The sequence below is a fragment of the Gordonia sp. NPDC003504 genome (genome assembly GCF_053587995.1).
On sequence record NZ_JBSFPC010000001.1, the window covers coordinates 586,264 to 601,876 of the forward strand.

Consider the following 15,613-nt stretch of genomic DNA (forward strand, 5'->3'; position numbering starts at 1 on the left):
CACCACCTTTCGGACACGCACACCTCTCGATCTAGGAGCACCCTGTGACCCTCCCCCGGATAGCGATCGTCGGGTTCGCGCACAGCCCGAACGTCGTCGGGACGCACGGCACCACCAACGGCGTGGAGATGTTGATCCCGTGCTTCGCCAAGCTCTACGCCGAACTCGGCATCACCCGCACCGACATCGAGTTCTGGTGCAGTGGATCGTCGGATTACCTTGCCGGGCGCGCTTTCTCGTTCATCTCGGCGATCGACTCCATCGGTGCCATGCCGCCGATCAACGAGTCGCATGTGGAGATGGACGGCGCCTGGGCGCTGTATGAGGCGTGGGTCAAGATCGCCACCGGCGAGGTCGATCTGGCGCTGGCCTACGGCTTCGGCAAGGCCACCGCCGGCAACGCCGACCTCACCCTGGCCCTGCAGACCGACCCGTATACCGTTGCGCCGCTGTGGCCCGAGGCCCGATCGCTGGCCGCGCTGCAGGCCCGCGCCGGCATCGACGCCGGGACCTGGACCGAGGCCGACATGGCCGCCGTCGCCGCCCGCACCTCCGGCGCCTCCGTCGGCGAACTCCTCGCCGCCGAGTACGTCGCGAATCCGCTTCGCGCCCATGACATCGCGCCCTACACCGACGCCGCCGCCGCGGTGATCATCGCCTCCGAACGGCGGGCCCGGGAACTCGTCGCCAACCCGGCGTTCATCACCGGCTGGGATCACCGGATCGACACCCCCAACTTCGGCGCACGAGATCTCACCGTGTCACCGTCGACGACGCTCGCCGGTGACACCGCCTTCGGAAACCGCAGTCGCGCCGTCGACATCGCCGAGATCGGCGCGCCGTACACCCATCAGGAACTGATCGTGCGCAACGCGCTCGGTCTGCCCGATTCGGTCCGCATCAATCCGTCGGGCGGCACCCTGGCCGGCAACTCACTGTTCTCCGCCGGCCTGCAGCGTATCGGCTATGCCGCGCACGAGATCATCGGCGGCAACGTCGGAACGGCGGTTGCCCACGCGACGAGCGGTCCACTGCTGCAGCAGAACATGGTGGTCACCCTGGCATCCGACGCGAACTCAGGAGAATCGAACTGATGGCACACAACAATCGCGCGGCCGTCCTCGGGACGGGGCAGACCCGCTACGTCGCCAAACGTCACGATGTGACGATGGCCGGCATGTGCCGCGAGGCCATCGACGCCGCCCTCGCCGACGCCCAGGTGAGCATCGACGACATCGACGCCATCGTCATCGGCAAGGCCCCCGACCTCTTCGAGGGTTCGATGATGCCCGAACTCGCCATGGCCGAGGCCATCGGCGCCGTCGGCAAGCGGATGATCCGGGTGCACACCGCCGGCTCGGTCGGCGGTTCGACGGCCAATGTCGCCGCGTCACTGGTGTTCGCCGGGGTGCATCAGCGGGTGCTCGCCGTCGCCTGGGAGAAGCAGTCGGAATCGAATGCCATGTGGGCGTTGTCGATTCCGGTGCCCTTCACCAAGCCGGTGGGCGCAGGCGCCGGCGGATTCTTCGCCCCGCACGTGCGTGCCTACATCCGGCAGTCGGGAGCACCCGAACACATCGGTGCGATGGTGGCCGCCAAGGATCGCCGCAACGGTGCACTGAATCCGCTGGCGCATCTGCATCAGCCCGACATCACCGCCGAGAGCGTGATGGAATCGCAGATGCTGTGGGATCCGATCCGCTACGACGAGACCTGCCCATCGTCGGACGGTGCCTGTGCGGTGGTGATCGGCGCCGAGGACGTCGCAGATTCCGCTGTTGCCCAGGGTAATCCGGTCGCCTGGATTCACGCGACCGCGATGCGCACCGAGCCGTTGAGCTTCGCACACCGCAATGTGGTGAGTCCGCAGGCCGGTCGGGACGCCGCGGCGGCACTGTGGAAGGCCGGCGGCATCGACAACCCGATCGAGGAGATCGACGTCGCCGAGATCTACGTCCCCTTCTCCTGGTTCGAGCCGATGTGGTTGGAGAACCTGGGATTTGCCCCCGAGAACGAGGGCTGGAAACTCACCGAGGCACATGAGACGGAGATCGGCGGGCGCATCCCGCTCAACGCGTCCGGCGGCGTGCTGTCGTCGAATCCGATCGGTGCCTCCGGCATGATCCGCTTCGCCGAAGCCGCCATCCAGGTGATGGGCAAGGCCGGGGCCCATCAGGTCCCCGACGCCCGCAAGGCCCTCGGCCACGCGTATGGCGGTGGATCGCAGTACTTTTCGATGTGGCTGGTGGGCGCGGAGAAGCCGGTGCACTAGTCCCCTCGGCTCGGTTGATCGTCGTCGACGAGAAGTGGGGGAAGAACGTTCTTCCCCCACTTTCTCTGTCCTCCGCCGGGAACTCCCGAAGAGCGAGTCGATTCCTGGGGGAGGAACGTTCCTCCCCCGGAAATCGCGTCGTCGGCCAGAAACTGCCGGCCGACGAAACGAAAAGTGGGGGAAGAAGATTCTTCCCCCACTTTCAGCGGAACCGAGCCGAGCCAAACTCAGCCGTCCACCCCAAGCCTGTGAGAGGTACCGCTCAGGCCGGACGAACCGAGTTGATGGTCTTCTCGACCTCCCAGAAGGCCCGCAGCGCAGACAGTTTGCCGTCATCGCCGGCCCGGTAGGTGAACACCCCTCGTGCCTCGGAGATGTGACCGGCGATGTGCGTCACGATCTTTCCGATGTAGGCCACCTCGTTGCCACAGATGATCTCCTCGTCGAAGACGAACTCGATCTTCTCCGTCGTTCCGATCGACAGATCCCAGAACTCCGAGATCCGTTGATGCCCGGTGAATCCCACTCCCTCGGCGTCGAACATCGACGGTCCGACCGGGTCCTCGACCGTGGCGTCGGCGGCGAAGTTGTCCACCCAGGCCTGCTTGTCCCGGGTTTCGACGAACTCGCGTGACCGCTGTCCGGCGACGACCGCCGGGTGATTCTCCCGGTCGATGTTCAGGTACGCCGGGCCCTGCTGGGCCCCAACCTCTTTGGCTGTTGTCATGGAACGGCTGTCACTTCGTCCCGTAGTCGACCTGCAGTTCCTTGACACCGTTGATCCAGCCGTGCCGCAGCCGGCGGGGCACCTCGAGGCGGGTGATGTCGGGAACGAGATCGGCCAGCGCGTTGAACATCAGGTTGATCTCCATGCGTGCGAGGTTGGCGCCCACGCAGAAATGCGCTCCGTTGCCGCCGAATCCGACGTGCGGGTTGGGATCTCGCAGGATGTTGAACGAGTACGGGTCCTCGAAGACGTCCTCGTCGTAGTTGGCCGATCCGTAGAACAGGCCGACGCGCTCCCCTTCGGCGATGTCGACGCCACCGATCTGGGTGTCCCGCTTGGCGGTGCGCTGGAAGCAGTTCACCGGTGTCGCCCATCGGACGATCTCGTCGACGGCGGTGGCCGGACGATCCCGCTTGAACAGCTCCCACTGATCGGGATGTTCGAGGAAGGCGTTCATGCCGTGACTGATCGCGTTGCGGGTGGTCTCGTTGCCGGCGACGGTGAGCAGGATGAAGAAGAACCCGAACTCGGTCTCGTCGAGGCTCTGGCCGTCGATGTCGGCATTGACCAGCACCGAGACGATGTCGTCGACGGGATTGCGGCGACGCTCCTCGGCCATCGTGTAGCCGTAGCCGAGAATCTCGGCCGACGCCATCTGCGGATCCTCGGCGAAGTCGGGATCGTCGTAATTCATCATGTTGTTCGACCAGTCGAACAGCTTGACGCGGTCGGCCTCGGGCACGCCGAGCAGATCGGCGATCGCCAGCAGGGGGAGGTCGACGGCGACGTCGTGCACGAAGTCGCCGGTTCCCCTATCCGCGGCCTGCTTGACGATGGTCCGTGCCGCGTCGTCGAGCTTCTCCTCCAGTGCCTGAACCGCGCGCGGGGTGAAGGCCTTGGAAACCAGCTTGCGCAGCCGGGTGTGATCCGGCGGATCGTGGTTGATCAGCAGCGCCTTGGTGACGTCGAGTTGGTCCTGCGGCATGTCGTCGTCGAAGCGCATGATGACGCCGTTGCTCGCCGTGGACCAGTCGGCGTTGTTCTTGGAGATCTCGCGGATGTGCGCGTGCTTGGAGACCACCCAATAGCCGCCGTCGTGGAAGCCACCCCCCTTGCCCGGCCGCTGCGCATTCCACCAGACCGGCGCCGTCTTGCGCAACGCCGCGAACTCCCGCACCGGCAGCCCTTGTTCGAGCAGCTCAGGGTTGGTGAAATCCCATCCCTCCTGCTGCGTGAAGGCGAGTCTGTTCGCCCCCTCCGCAGATGAAGCGCCTGCTGACGATTCCTCTGCGGAAACGTTGACGGTCTTGACCACTGCCACACCACCTGTCGTTTCCTGCGTGAGATGAGATCCGGTTTCGGTCTCATGTGTGACCCACGGTACACACGTACACCGGCCAAGACGAGAACTCGTTCTACTTTTTTCTGGACGATCGCCCCAGACGAGCGTCCCTTTTGTGACTTGGGCGACCGTCCGAGTCGGTGATTACAGGACTGATGTCCAGGGATGATCGAGACATCGCCACCTGCGGCTTCCTCCGCGTCCGCAAGACCTGGACTCAAACTGAAACATGTTCTAGTTTGGGCGAAGATGTCGGTAACCTTGAAAGGACATGACCATGGGCGTCCCGGTGATCGTCGAAGCGGTGCGGACACCGATCGGTAAGCGAGCCGGCTGGTTGTCGGGCCTGCATGCCGAGGAACTACTCGGCCTCACCCAACGCGGCCTGCTCGAGCGGGCCGGGATCGATCCTGCCCTCGTCGAGCAGACCATCGGCGGATGTGTGACGCAGGCCGGCGCCCAGGCCGGGAACATCACCCGGAAGGCGTGGCTGGCGGCGGGCCTACCCGAGCAGACCGGGGCGACGACCATCGATTGCCAGTGCGGGTCGGCACAGCAGGCCAATCACCTCATCGCGGGCCTCATCGCCACCGGCACCATCGACGTCGGTGTCGCCTGCGGGGTGGAGACGATGACGACGGTGCCCCTCGGCGCGAACGTCGGCACGTCGGCCGGGCCGTACCACGCCGATTCGTGGAACATCGACATGCCCAACCAGTTCGAGGCGGCCGAGCGGATCGCCCGGCGACGCGGGATCACCCGGGACGACATCGATGCCCTCGGCCTGCGCAGTCAGCAGAATGCGCGGAAGGCCTGGGACGAAGGCCGCTTCGATCGAGAGGTGTTGAGCCTCAAGGCACCCGAACGCACCAAGGAGGGCGAGTTCACCGGCAACGTCCTCGACGTGACGCGCGATCAGGGACTGCGCGACACCACACTGGAGACTCTCGGTTCGCTGAAGCCGATGATCGACGGTGGAATCCATACCGCGGGAACGTCATCGCAGATCTCCGACGGCGCCGCGGCCGTCCTGCTGATGGATGAGGCGAAGGCACGGGACCTCGGTCTGACCCCGCGGGCCCGGCTTCGCGCGCAGGCTCTCGTCGGTGCGGAACCGCATTTCCATCTCGACGGTCCGGTGCAGGCAACCGAACGGGTGCTGGCCAAGGCCGGAATGTCGTTGTCCGACCTCGACCTCGTGGAGATCAACGAGGCGTTCGCATCGGTGGTGTTGAGCTGGGCACAGGTACACGGCGCCGACATGGACAGGGTGAACGTCAACGGCGGCGCCATCGCCCTCGGACATCCGGTGGGCAGCACCGGTTCTCGCCTGATCACGACGGCCCTGCACGAACTGGAACGGACCGACAAGCAGACAGCGCTGATCACCATGTGCGCCGGCGGCGCCATGGCGACCGGCACGATCCTCGAACGCATCTGATCCGTGGACGCCAACAACCGCCCCGACCAACTGGATTCGCCGGTCGTCGCGAAGCTGATCAAGGTGGGTTCGCGGTTCAACACCGCGATCTATCGGATCAGCGGTGGCCGGCTCGGCAACAAGTGGCGCATCGGTGCCGGTTTTCGCAAGCCGGTGTCGGTGTGCCTGTTGACGACCACGGGCCGCAAGTCCGGCAAGCCGCGTACCGCCCCACTCCTCTATCTGCGCCGCGGAAAGGATTTCGTCGTCGTGGCGTCCCAGGGCGGCCTGGCGAAGAATCCGGCGTGGTATCTGAATCTGCGGGACAACCCCGAGGTGACGATCGAGGTGGGACGCGATCGTCACGAACTCACCGCGCGGACCGCCGACGCCGCCGAGCGGGATGAGTTGTGGCCGCAGCTCGTGGAGCTGTATCCGGACTTCGACACCTACGATGCCTGGACGGAGCGGACCATTCCGGTGGTCATCTGCGAACCGCGCTGAGGTCCGCTCCCGTCCAACGAATGTCACCGCCGGAGCGGACCATTCCGGTGGTCATCTGCGAACCGCGCTGAGGGCGACCGGTCAAGCGAGCCCCGTCCGATGGTCGAGCCGGGCGAAGCGAAGCTGAGTCCGCGTCGAGACCTCCCACACCGGCGCTGGACAGCTCACCACCGCCAACCACACTCAGCGAGAACGCATCTCGCCGATCTCGGCCGGAACTGTCGTAGGCATCGCCCGGACCGCGGCACCGAGCCACCGGTCGAGTAGTGCGCGACGGCCGGCCTCGGAGCGACTGTCGTCGCCGGGGTCGATGATGAGTGATTGCAGTGTGCGCAGCACGATTTCGACGATGAGTTCCTTGTCGGCGTCGGTGTATCCGCGGCCGGCCCAGTCGACATCCATCCGATCGACCATGGTTCGCGCGAACACTCGTGCACCGCCGGAGGTGATCTCCCCGATCACCGGGAGACTCTGATGTCCGGGCCGCAGGAGGATGCCCATGTATCGGTCCTGCGCGACGGAGTCGAGGACGGCGAGAACACCTTCGATGATGGCGACGTCGGGTTCGGTGACGCCCGCCAGTCGGGCGGCGATTCCGTCGAGGAAGCCACCGACGGCGTCGATGGCGGTCGCGGCGAGAAGGGCTTCGGTGCTGGGGAAGTAGCGGTACACGGTTTGCCGGGTGACCCCGAGCAGGCGTGCGACGTCGGCGAGTTTGGTCGCCTCGCCGCGTTCGTCGATGACCTCCCGCGTGGCCGAGAGGATCCGGGCCGCGGCTTCGTCGTCGGTGGCCGGTGGGCGACCAGACCATCCATGTGTGCGCATCAGCGTCCCTCGTGTCCCGTCCGCCCCATGGATGCTCACCCTAGCGCGTCGGACTCTGATCGGGTCCCGGATCTGTTGACCATACGGACTTGAATAGGTGTATGGTGAGGTGACTCACGACACATCACTTGGCGGATTTCTGCACGGCTCGCGATCCGCGCCGGGAGGACAACCATGACCGCAGCCACCACCTGCCCCTTCGGTCCGGGCTTCGACTTCACCGACCCCGACCTCCTCGAGCGGGGTCTGCCCCTCGACGAGTTCGCACAGCTGCGTTCCACCGCCCCGGTGTGGTGGAACGCCCAGGCGCCGGGCACCGGCGGCGGATTCCATGACGGCGGCTTCTGGGTGGTGTCCAAGCATCAGCACATCCGCGAGATCTCCAAGAACTCCGCGCTGTGGTCCGCCAACGCCAACGGCGCGATCATCCGGCTACCCGAGTACGTCACGGCCGATCAGATCGAGTTCACCAAGGCCCTTCTCATCAACCATGATCCGCCGGAGCACACTCGTTTACGCAAGATCATCTCGCGGATCTTCACGCCCAAGGCCGTCGGCGCGTTGGAGGAGCGACTACACGACACCGCCCGCAGGGTCGTCGAGGAGGCCGCGGCACGCGATACCGGAAACTTCGTCGACGACATCGCGATCCACCTTCCGCTGCAGGCCATCCTGGACCTCATCGGGGTGCCGATCCCCGATCGCCCGCGGATTCACGAACTCGTCGACGCCATCATCAACTCCGACGATCCCGATCAGACCATCGAACCGACCGTCGCCAACGCCGAACTCCTCGGCTACGCCTACCAGATGGCCGAGGAACGCCGGAAGAATCCGGCCGAGGACATCGTCACCACCCTCGTGCAGGCCGACATCGACGGTGAGGCGCTCGACGAGATGGAGTTCGGGTTCTTCGTCATCCTGCTGATGACCGCCGGCAACGAGACCACCCGCAACGCGACGACGCACGGCATGAACGCCTTCCTCGACCATCCCGACGCGTGGAAGTTGTTCCGCGACAGCAGGCCCCGGACGGCCGTCGACGAGATCCTGCGCTGGTCGACTCCGGTCAACGCGTTCCAGCGCACCGCCCTGGCCGACACCGAACTCGGCGGGGTGCCGATCGCCAAGGGCCAGCGCGTCGGCCTGTTCTACAGTTCCGCCAACTACGACGAGGACGTCTTCGACGATCCGTTCACCTTCAATATTCTTCGAGATCCCAATCCGCACTTGGCCTTCGGCGGCAATGGCGCCCACTTCTGCATCGGCGCAAACCTGGCCCGGCTGGAACTGAACCTGATCTTCGATGCGATCGCCGACGTTCTGCCGGACATCTCGCGCGTCGGCGAGATGCGTCGGGTCCGTTCGGGCTGGCTGAACGGGGTGAAGGAGCTACCGGTCCGCTACTCCGCCTGTCCGGTGGCGCACTGAGGCTCCGCGTAGGGAGGCCGACCGGGTACGCCATCCGACGGACCCGTCGGCACGCTCCGCTGGTGGACGTTCACGCGAAGTGATTGGATGTCGCCATGTTCGGGGTCCTGCAACCATGCCGCCACACACTCGACGATGAACTCGCCGACCTGTGGCGCGCACATCTGTGTGGATTGTGCCTGGAACTGCGCGATTCCCACGGGCAGGCCTCGCGGCTGACCACAAACACCGATGCGGTGATGATCTCGGTGCTCACGGCTGCGCAGCGCAGCGTCCCAGCCGAGCTGACCACCGCCGGACGATGCCCGCTGCGGGGGATGCGTCGTGCCGAAGTCATGGTCGGCGCGGAGCCGGGAATTCGATTGGCCGCCACCGCCTCCCTGACCCTGGCCGCGGGCAAGGCCGCCGACATCCCCGCCGAACAGACCCACGGCCTGGCACCACGCTCCCGCGTCCGCGCAGCCGCCGCCGGAGTCGCGGCGCGGCGACTGCACCGTGCCGCCACCAGGTCCGCGTCGTCGTCGACGGACCTGTCCATCGACGACATGATGGCCACCCTGGCCCGCCAGGCCGACATCGAATCCACTTCCACCGATCTGCACGAGATCCTTTCACCGGCCGCTCAGGTCTGCGCCGACGTCTTCGCCGCGACCGCCGACGCCGCCGGCACCCCGGGCAATCGCGACCATCTCGCGGCGATCGGCGCCGACTTCGGCGCGATCGCCCATCTGCTGGACGCCATCGACGACTACGACACCGACCTCACCGAAGGCGTCTTCAATCCGCTGCGCGCCACTGATACCGACGTCGCCTCGGCACTGGCCGACTGCCGGCGAATGGCCAAGGCCATCCGCCGTCGATACGAACTGCTCCGCCTCGAAGATGACCGGCTACTGCGGGCGGTCCTCCTCGACGGGTTGCACCGCGCCATCTCCCGACGCTCACGTAGCCGCGGACTTGTTTCGCTGTGCCACAACCACTCCCCAGAGGCCGCCTACCCCAATCCCACCGGATGGCCCCCGTTTCCACCCCCGGACTATCCCGAATCATGGCCGTACCCACCACCTTTCCGGCCCAACCGCGGATTCCTTGAGCGCCTCGGGCCGTTCGTGTGGACCACCTGCTCGGGCCGGGCCTGCTGCACCGACCACTGGAATCACTGCAGCGACAAGTGGAAGAGCGAGTGCTGCGACTGCGACGACTGCGATTGCGACTGCTGCGATTGCGATTGTTGCGACTGCCCCTGAGCCGTCCGCGCCCGTATCGTGCGCTCTACCCCCGTCGAGTGGGCGCCGTTCTTCATCGAGTGGGCGCCGTTCTTCATCGAGTGGGCGGCGTTCTTCGTCGTGTGGGCGCCGTTCTTCATCGAGTGGGCACCCGCACGCTCATCGGATCCGCCTCTCAACGCACAGTCGACACGAAAGCACGCACACTCAACGCGAAACGGCGCACAGTCGACGGAAATGGACGCCCACTCAACGCAACCGGGACGCTGCGCTCAGCCCACGCCCCGGTCCGACGCCTCCCAGAACCGCGCCCGCAGCGCCTTCTTGTCGGGCTTGCCGAGGGCGGTCAGCGGCAGCGATTCGGCGAAGATGACCTGTTTGGGTGATTGCACCGCACCCTTGCGCGCCTTCACCGACTCCTGGATCTCGGCGGTGACACTCGCGCGGGCCGCATCGTCGGCGGCGGCATCGGACCGCAGCACGACGACCGCGGTCACCGCCTCACCCCACTTCTCGTCGGGAACTCCGATGACACCGACCTGGGCGACCGAGGGATGTTCGGCGACAACATCTTCCACCTCGCGCGGGAAGACATTGAAACCGCCCGTGACGATCATGTCCTTGGTGCGGTCGACGATGTACCAGAAGCCGTCCTCGTCCTCGCGGGCGACGTCGCCGGTGCGCAGCCAGCCGTCGCGGAAAGTGTCGGCGGTTTGTTCCGGCAGGCCCCAATACCCGCCGGCGAGAAGCGGTCCCGCGACACAGATCTCGCCCGGTTCACCCGGCGCGACCGGGGCGTCGTCGGGGCCGAGCAGCGCGGTCCGCAGAAAGGCAGACGGCCGACCACAACTGGCGAGCCGACGCGGGTCCTCCCCCGGACCGGGATGATCGTGCTTGCCGAGATAGCTGATCACCATCGGCGCCTCGGACTGCCCGTAGTACTGCGCGAAGATGGGCCCGAATCGTTCGATCGCCTCGGCCAGCCGCACCGGATTGATCGCCGACGCACCGTAATACACGGTTTCCAGAGACGACAGATCGCGGGTCTTCGAATCCGGATGATCGAGCAGTGCATACAGCATCGACGGCACCAGCATGGTCGCGGTGATCTTCTTCTCCTCGATGGTGCGCAACACATCCGCCGGATCGAACTTCGTCAGCACGATCATGGTGCCGCCCTTCATCAGCGTCGGCACGAAGAAGGCGGCGCCCGCATGTGACAGCGGCGTGCACATGAGGAATCGGGGGCGTTCGGGCCACTCCCATTCGGCGAGCTGGATCTGCGTCATGGTGGCCATCGCCGACGCGGTACCGATGACGCCCTTGGGTTTTCCGGTGGTGCCGCCGGTGTAGGTGATGGACACGATGTGATCCGGCGGCAGCGGTGCCGCGGTCAGCGGGCGCGGCGAGAACGTGTCGGCCTCGGCGATCACATCCCGGCCGTACGCCGACAACGCCTCCGGCACCGGACCGAGCGTCAGCACCTGCTTGAGACTGTCGACGCGTTCCACGAGCGCGACGGCCCGTTCGACGAACATCGGCACCGGGTCGATGACGAGGGTGGTGACGCCGGCGTCGGAGAGAACGTAGGCGTGGTCGTCGAGCGACCCCAACGGATGCAGGGCGGTGCGTCGCCACCCTTGCGTCTGGCCGGCACCGATCACCAGCAGAACTTCGGGGCGGTTGAGCGCCAGCAACCCGACCGCCGACCCGGATCCGGCTCCCAGAGAGTCGAAGGCCTGGACGTATCGGCTGACGGCGTCGGCCATCTCACCGCCGGTCAGTTCGACGTCGCCGAGCTCGAGTACCCGGTGGTCGCGGTGCCGACGCAGGGCAGCGACCATCAGATCGCCGAGGTGCACTCCGGTGCGCAGTGGGTCGAAGTCGGTCGCTGAGCTGTCCACAGTCATGACCCCAAGACTAGGACGTGTTGCAGAAATGGGAAAGGGAAAGCCGCCACGAATTCCGTATGACGTGCATGAATACACCTTGGGTGGCGTCAGATCAACACTAGAACGTGTTGCACATCCTACTTACCGGTAGCTCACTAGGATCGACGTCATGACAGATCTGGACTTGGCCACCACCCGCCGCGACATCACCGATGCCCTTCTGACCGCGCTCGAACGCCGCCACGAGGTCCTCGACACCATCGTCGAGGCCGACGATCACGATGAGGCGGCCGCCGCTCTCGCCGCCCTACTGGACAAGTCTCAGCTCGGCGCCGAGGCGATCCTCGACATGAAACTCGATCAGCTCACCAAGAGCGAGCGCCGCAAGAATCAGGCCGAACTCGACGACCTCAACAACGCGCTGACCTTCACCCTCGCCGAACGCCCGGCCAGCAGCGGCGACACCCTGGACCTGCGGCCGTTCGCCCTCGAACTCGACGCCGATCTCTTCGCCGTGCGCACCGAAGAACTCGGCGTCGCCGGCGACGGCTCGGGCGCCCCCGCGGGTGACCTCGACGACGAGCTGACCAAGGCCACCGACCGCGTCGAGAAGGAGGAGGCCGTCTGGCTGGTCGCCACCGAGGGCGACGCGAAGGTCGGCTTCGTCTTCGGCGAGCTCACCTCCGGCGAGGTGGATGTGCGCATCTGGATTCACCCGGAGCACCGCAAGCACGGCTTCGGCACCGCGGCGCTGCGCAAGTCCCGCTCGGAGATGGCCGCCTACTTCCCGGGTGTCCCGATGGTGGTGCGCGCCCCGGGCGCCTGAACCCCGACGCTTACCACGGACGCGGCTCGCCTTCGCGGGCCGCGTTCGTCGTCTCCGCGAGGAGTCAGTCCACCCGCCGCGGCACCCCGAAGCGGGCGACGATGGCCCGGATGCGCAGATCCTCGTCGACGACGAACGTCTCCGAGACGGGCGCCGCAAGCCCCGCGACCTTCGGTCGCACATGCACGAAGTAGCGCGTGGTGACGCTGTGCCCGTCGACGGTGGCCTCGAATCCGCTGATCCTCGTGATCACCCGGAACTGAGGCCCGCGTTCCAGACTCTTCGCGATGTGCGGACCGTTGCGGCCGGTTTTGATCCCGAACTCGACGCGGGTGCAGTCCGGGTGCAGGGACACCCCGGATGCATCGTGGGACACCAGCGCGTCGACGTAGGCTTTGGCGGCCGCGACCCGTGACTGTTCGACGAACTCGGTCATTGATCCCCAGATCTGTTGTGGCCGGCCGTAACTCGGCTATGCTACCTGCGTCGTCAGCGCGCCTTGCCGGTCAGCGCGCCCCGTACACCGGCATCGGCACCGGTGCCTTGTCCAGGATCTCGGCGATCACCGGCCCCAGTTCCGACGGCGACCACCGATCCCCCTTGTCCCGCTCGACGCTACGCTGCCAGCCGTCGGTGACCGAAATCTTGCCGCCCTCGACCTCGAATACGCGGCCGGTCACCGACCCGGATTCGGGCGAGGCCAGCCACAGTACGAGCGGCGAGATGTTGGCCGGGTCCATCGCGTCGAAGGAGCCGTCGGCCGGCGCCGCCATCTGCGCGGCCATCTCCTCGCCCGCCCCGAGCGTCATCTGGGTGCGCGCCGCCGGCGCGATCGCGTTGACCGTCATTCCGTACCCGCCCATCTCGGCGGCCGCCTGGACGGTGAGTGCGGCGATACCCGCCTTGGCCGCAACGTAATTGCCCTGCCCGACCGATCCGAACAGTCCCGCGCCGGACGAGGTGTTGATGACCCGCGCGGCGCGGGTCGCACCCGACTTCGATTGCGCCCGCCAGTATTCCGCGGCGTGACGCAGCATGACGAAGTGCCCCTTGAGATGCACGCGGATCACCGCGTCCCACTCGTCCTCGGACATCGACACCAGCATCCGGTCGCGCACGAAACCGGCGTTGTTGACCAGGATGTCGAGCGCACCGAACTCATCGACGGCCGTCGCGATGATGCCTGCCGCGGTCTCCCAGTCGGCCACATCACCCGGTGCCGCCACCGCAGACCCACCGGCGGCCCGGATCTCTGCGACGACGGCGTCGGCGGCCACGGGCACGAAGTCGTTGACGACCACTTTCGCCCCGTCGGCGGCGAACGCCACCGCGTGCGCCCGCCCGATCCCTTGGCCGGCCCCGGTCACCACGACCACCCGTCCGGTGTTCAATCCCGCATCACCCACGATTGTTCCCTTTCAATGACATCCGGAAAGTTTTGAAGCTCGAGCATGTTTCGCGCGAGGTATGAGAGCCGACGACCCTCAGCCGTCGTTGCCCGCGGTGGACGCGGCCAGGAACGCCGGCCGCTCGCCGCCGCCGTGCACCGTGAGGGTGGAGCCGGTGATGTAGGCGGCCAACGGCGACAACAGAAATGCGGCCGCAGTCCCGACGTCGGAGGGCCGGGCCATCCGGCCCATCGGGATGGTGCGTCCGACCGCGGCGACACCGTCGTCGTCGCCGTAATGCAGGTGTGCCTGTTCAGTTTCCACCGGCCCGGCGACCACCGAATTGACCCGCACCCGCGGCGCCCATTCGACGGCCAGCGAACCGGTCAGGCTGTCCAGCCCCGCCTTGGCGGCCCCGTAGGCGGAGGTCCCCGGCGACGGACGGTGTCCGCTCACACTCGAGATGTTCACGATGGCGCCGCCACCCTCCTGCGTGCACATGACGGCATGCGCGGCGCGGGCGACGATCAGCGGTGCCACCAGGTTCAGCTCGACGATCTTGGTGGCGAATCGTGGCGAGGCGTCGGCGGCGAGAGCGAACGGCGACCCACCCGCGTTGTTGACGGCGCCATCCAGGCGACCGTGCTCGGCGACGATCCCGGCGAGCGTGTCGGCCACCGCATCCTCGTCGCGCACGTCGCAGGCGGCGAAACCGGCACCGGCCACCGCGTCCAGCGCGTCGTCGCGATGCCGGGCGCATGCCACCGGGATCGCCCCGAATTCGGCCAGAACCCGCACGATGCCCAGGCCCACGCCGCGCACGCCACCGGTGACCAGGACGACCTTGCCGGTCAGCCCCAGATCGAATCCACTGCTCGCACGCACCGTCGCCGTCATGGGTGCTACCCTACCAAACAACCAAGCACTTGCTTGGTTGGTCTCCAGATCGTTCTGGTGACCCAAGTCCGCTCTGCCGAGAGGAGCACGCGTGCCGATCACCTCCACACGCACCGACACCGGGGTCGTCACCGTCACCGTCAACTTCCCGCCGGTCAACGCCCTGCCGTCGGCGGCCTGGTTCGAACTCGCCGAGGAGATCACCTCCCTCGGCGAGCACCCCGAGACCCACGTCGTCGTCCTGCGCGCCGAGGGGCGCGGTTTCAACGCCGGCGTCGACATCAAGGAGATGCAGGCGACCAGCGGCTTCGAGGCGCTGATCGCGGCGAATCATGGTTGTGCGGCCGCCTTCAGCGCCGTCTATGACTGCGCGGTCCCGGTGGTCGTCGCGGTCAACGGTTTCTGCGTGGGTGGCGGCATCGGCCTCGTCGGCAACGCCGACGTGATCGTCGCATCCGAGGGGGCGGTATTCGGGCTGCCCGAGGTCGACCGCGGAGCACTCGGCGCCGCAACACATCTCGCCCGCCTGGTACCACAGCACATGATGCGCACCCTTTACTACACCGCGCAGAACGTCACCGCCGAACAGTTGCTGCACTTCGGTTCGGTTTACCGGGTGGTACCCGCCGACGAACTCGATTCCGCCGCAACCGAGGTGGCCGAGAAGATCGCGGCGAAGGACACCCGGGTGATCCGCGCCGCGAAGTCGGCGATCAACCATATCGATCCGGTCGACGTCAAGGCGAGCTACCGGCTCGAGCAGGGCTACACCTTCGAGCTCAACCTGGCCGGGGTGGCCGACGAGCATCGAGATGCGTTCGTGACCACCGGAAAAGCACTCAACACGACAGGACGTCCCTGAG

General features: G+C 66.6%; 15 protein-coding genes. 8 read left to right on the forward strand and 7 right to left on the reverse strand.

The features are described from left to right. Positions 1-44 precede the first annotated feature (44 nt). Together ACWDPV_RS02570 and ACWDPV_RS02575 are read left to right on the forward strand one after the other, a co-directional pair. Positions 45-1,094, forward strand: coding sequence for a thiolase domain-containing protein (locus ACWDPV_RS02570; RefSeq protein ID WP_348806594.1), 1,050 nt, complete (start codon positions 45-47; stop codon positions 1,092-1,094). After that, entirely contained in the window at positions 1,094-2,272 is a 1,179-nt protein-coding gene (locus tag ACWDPV_RS02575) for a thiolase domain-containing protein (protein ID WP_348806593.1), read from the forward strand. The genes ACWDPV_RS02570 and ACWDPV_RS02575 overlap by 1 nt, the downstream gene beginning before the upstream one ends. A 262-nt stretch (positions 2,273-2,534) precedes the next feature. On the opposite strand, the gene ACWDPV_RS02580 is transcribed toward ACWDPV_RS02575, so the two are convergent. Together ACWDPV_RS02580 and ACWDPV_RS02585 are read right to left on the reverse strand one after the other, a co-directional pair. Next, on the reverse strand, positions 2,535-2,999 hold the full coding sequence (locus ACWDPV_RS02580; protein WP_348806592.1) for a nuclear transport factor 2 family protein: 465 nt from the start codon (positions 2,997-2,999) through the stop codon (positions 2,535-2,537). A gap of 10 nt (positions 3,000-3,009) precedes the next feature. Continuing rightward, complete coding sequence (locus ACWDPV_RS02585; RefSeq protein ID WP_449741885.1) at positions 3,010-4,197, reverse strand: cytochrome P450; 1,188 nt, start codon at positions 4,195-4,197, stop codon at positions 3,010-3,012. Positions 4,198-4,618: 421 nt separating this feature from the next. Here ACWDPV_RS02585 and ACWDPV_RS02590 point away from each other — a divergent pair, with 421 nt between their 5' ends. Both ACWDPV_RS02590 and ACWDPV_RS02595 read left to right on the forward strand, forming a co-directional pair. Further along, complete coding sequence (locus ACWDPV_RS02590; protein ID WP_449741886.1) at positions 4,619-5,782, forward strand: steroid 3-ketoacyl-CoA thiolase; 1,164 nt, start codon at positions 4,619-4,621, stop codon at positions 5,780-5,782. A gap of 3 nt (positions 5,783-5,785) precedes the next feature. Beyond that, positions 5,786-6,265 carry a nitroreductase family deazaflavin-dependent oxidoreductase gene (locus ACWDPV_RS02595; RefSeq protein ID WP_348806589.1) on the forward strand — a complete coding sequence of 160 codons (480 nt, stop codon included), beginning with the start codon at positions 5,786-5,788 and terminating at the stop codon, positions 6,263-6,265. 183 nt (positions 6,266-6,448) lie between these two features. On the opposite strand, the gene ACWDPV_RS02600 is transcribed toward ACWDPV_RS02595, so the two are convergent. After that, a complete protein-coding gene (locus ACWDPV_RS02600; protein ID WP_449741635.1) occupies positions 6,449-7,090 on the reverse strand; it encodes a TetR/AcrR family transcriptional regulator in 642 nt (213 codons plus the stop codon). A gap of 174 nt (positions 7,091-7,264) precedes the next feature. Here ACWDPV_RS02600 and ACWDPV_RS02605 point away from each other — a divergent pair, with 174 nt between their 5' ends. Further along, a complete protein-coding gene (locus ACWDPV_RS02605; RefSeq protein ID WP_348810094.1) occupies positions 7,265-8,521 on the forward strand; it encodes a cytochrome P450 in 1,257 nt (418 codons plus the stop codon). Positions 8,522-8,616: 95 nt separating this feature from the next. After that, complete coding sequence (locus ACWDPV_RS02610) at positions 8,617-9,768, forward strand: DUF5685 family protein (RefSeq protein ID WP_449741636.1); 1,152 nt, start codon at positions 8,617-8,619, stop codon at positions 9,766-9,768. Between the two features lie 251 nt (positions 9,769-10,019). Here the strand turns inward: ACWDPV_RS02610 and fadD8 are convergent, their stop codons facing one another. Further along, complete coding sequence (fadD8, locus tag ACWDPV_RS02615) at positions 10,020-11,657, reverse strand: fatty-acid--CoA ligase FadD8 (RefSeq protein ID WP_348810096.1); 1,638 nt, start codon at positions 11,655-11,657, stop codon at positions 10,020-10,022. 151 nt (positions 11,658-11,808) lie between these two features. On the opposite strand from fadD8, the gene ACWDPV_RS02620 reads away from it, so the two are divergent. Continuing rightward, positions 11,809-12,465, forward strand: coding sequence for a GNAT family N-acetyltransferase (locus ACWDPV_RS02620; protein ID WP_449741637.1), 657 nt, complete (start codon positions 11,809-11,811; stop codon positions 12,463-12,465). Positions 12,466-12,529: 64 nt separating this feature from the next. On the opposite strand, the gene ACWDPV_RS02625 is transcribed toward ACWDPV_RS02620, so the two are convergent. The 3 genes from ACWDPV_RS02625 to ACWDPV_RS02635 all read right to left on the reverse strand — a co-directional run bounded on the left by ACWDPV_RS02625 (position 12,530) and on the right by ACWDPV_RS02635 (position 14,750). Further along, a complete protein-coding gene (locus tag ACWDPV_RS02625; RefSeq protein WP_449741638.1) occupies positions 12,530-12,901 on the reverse strand; it encodes a hypothetical protein in 372 nt (123 codons plus the stop codon). A gap of 70 nt (positions 12,902-12,971) precedes the next feature. Next, a complete protein-coding gene (locus ACWDPV_RS02630) occupies positions 12,972-13,856 on the reverse strand; it encodes an SDR family oxidoreductase (RefSeq protein ID WP_449741887.1) in 885 nt (294 codons plus the stop codon). Between the two features lie 93 nt (positions 13,857-13,949). Next, positions 13,950-14,750: an SDR family oxidoreductase gene (locus ACWDPV_RS02635; protein ID WP_449741639.1), complete on the reverse strand. Its 801-nt coding sequence runs from the start codon at positions 14,748-14,750 to the stop codon at positions 13,950-13,952. A gap of 91 nt (positions 14,751-14,841) precedes the next feature. Here ACWDPV_RS02635 and ACWDPV_RS02640 point away from each other — a divergent pair, with 91 nt between their 5' ends. Continuing rightward, the gene (locus ACWDPV_RS02640) at positions 14,842-15,612 is read left to right on the forward strand and encodes an enoyl-CoA hydratase family protein (protein WP_449741640.1); all 771 of its coding nucleotides are present in this window, start codon (positions 14,842-14,844) and stop codon (positions 15,610-15,612) included. The last annotated feature ends 1 nt before the right edge of the window (position 15,613 follow it).

Coding starts and splice junctions, on each gene's coding strand:
- ACWDPV_RS02635 (WP_449741639.1), bottom strand. CDS start 14,750: ATGACGGCGACGGTGCGTGCGAGCAGTGGATTCGATCTGGGGCTGACC.
- fadD8 (WP_348810096.1), bottom strand. CDS start 11,657: ATGACTGTGGACAGCTCAGCGACCGACTTCGACCCACTGCGCACCGGA.
- ACWDPV_RS02590 (WP_449741886.1), top strand. CDS start 4,619: ATGGGCGTCCCGGTGATCGTCGAAGCGGTGCGGACACCGATCGGTAAG.
- ACWDPV_RS02610 (WP_449741636.1), top strand. CDS start 8,617: ATGTTCGGGGTCCTGCAACCATGCCGCCACACACTCGACGATGAACTC.
- ACWDPV_RS02600 (WP_449741635.1), bottom strand. CDS start 7,090: ATGCGCACACATGGATGGTCTGGTCGCCCACCGGCCACCGACGACGAA.
- ACWDPV_RS02575 (WP_348806593.1), top strand. CDS start 1,094: ATGGCACACAACAATCGCGCGGCCGTCCTCGGGACGGGGCAGACCCGC.
- ACWDPV_RS02620 (WP_449741637.1), top strand. CDS start 11,809: ATGACAGATCTGGACTTGGCCACCACCCGCCGCGACATCACCGATGCC.
- ACWDPV_RS02605 (WP_348810094.1), top strand. CDS start 7,265: ATGACCGCAGCCACCACCTGCCCCTTCGGTCCGGGCTTCGACTTCACC.
- ACWDPV_RS02625 (WP_449741638.1), bottom strand. CDS start 12,901: ATGACCGAGTTCGTCGAACAGTCACGGGTCGCGGCCGCCAAAGCCTAC.
- ACWDPV_RS02580 (WP_348806592.1), bottom strand. CDS start 2,999: ATGACAACAGCCAAAGAGGTTGGGGCCCAGCAGGGCCCGGCGTACCTG.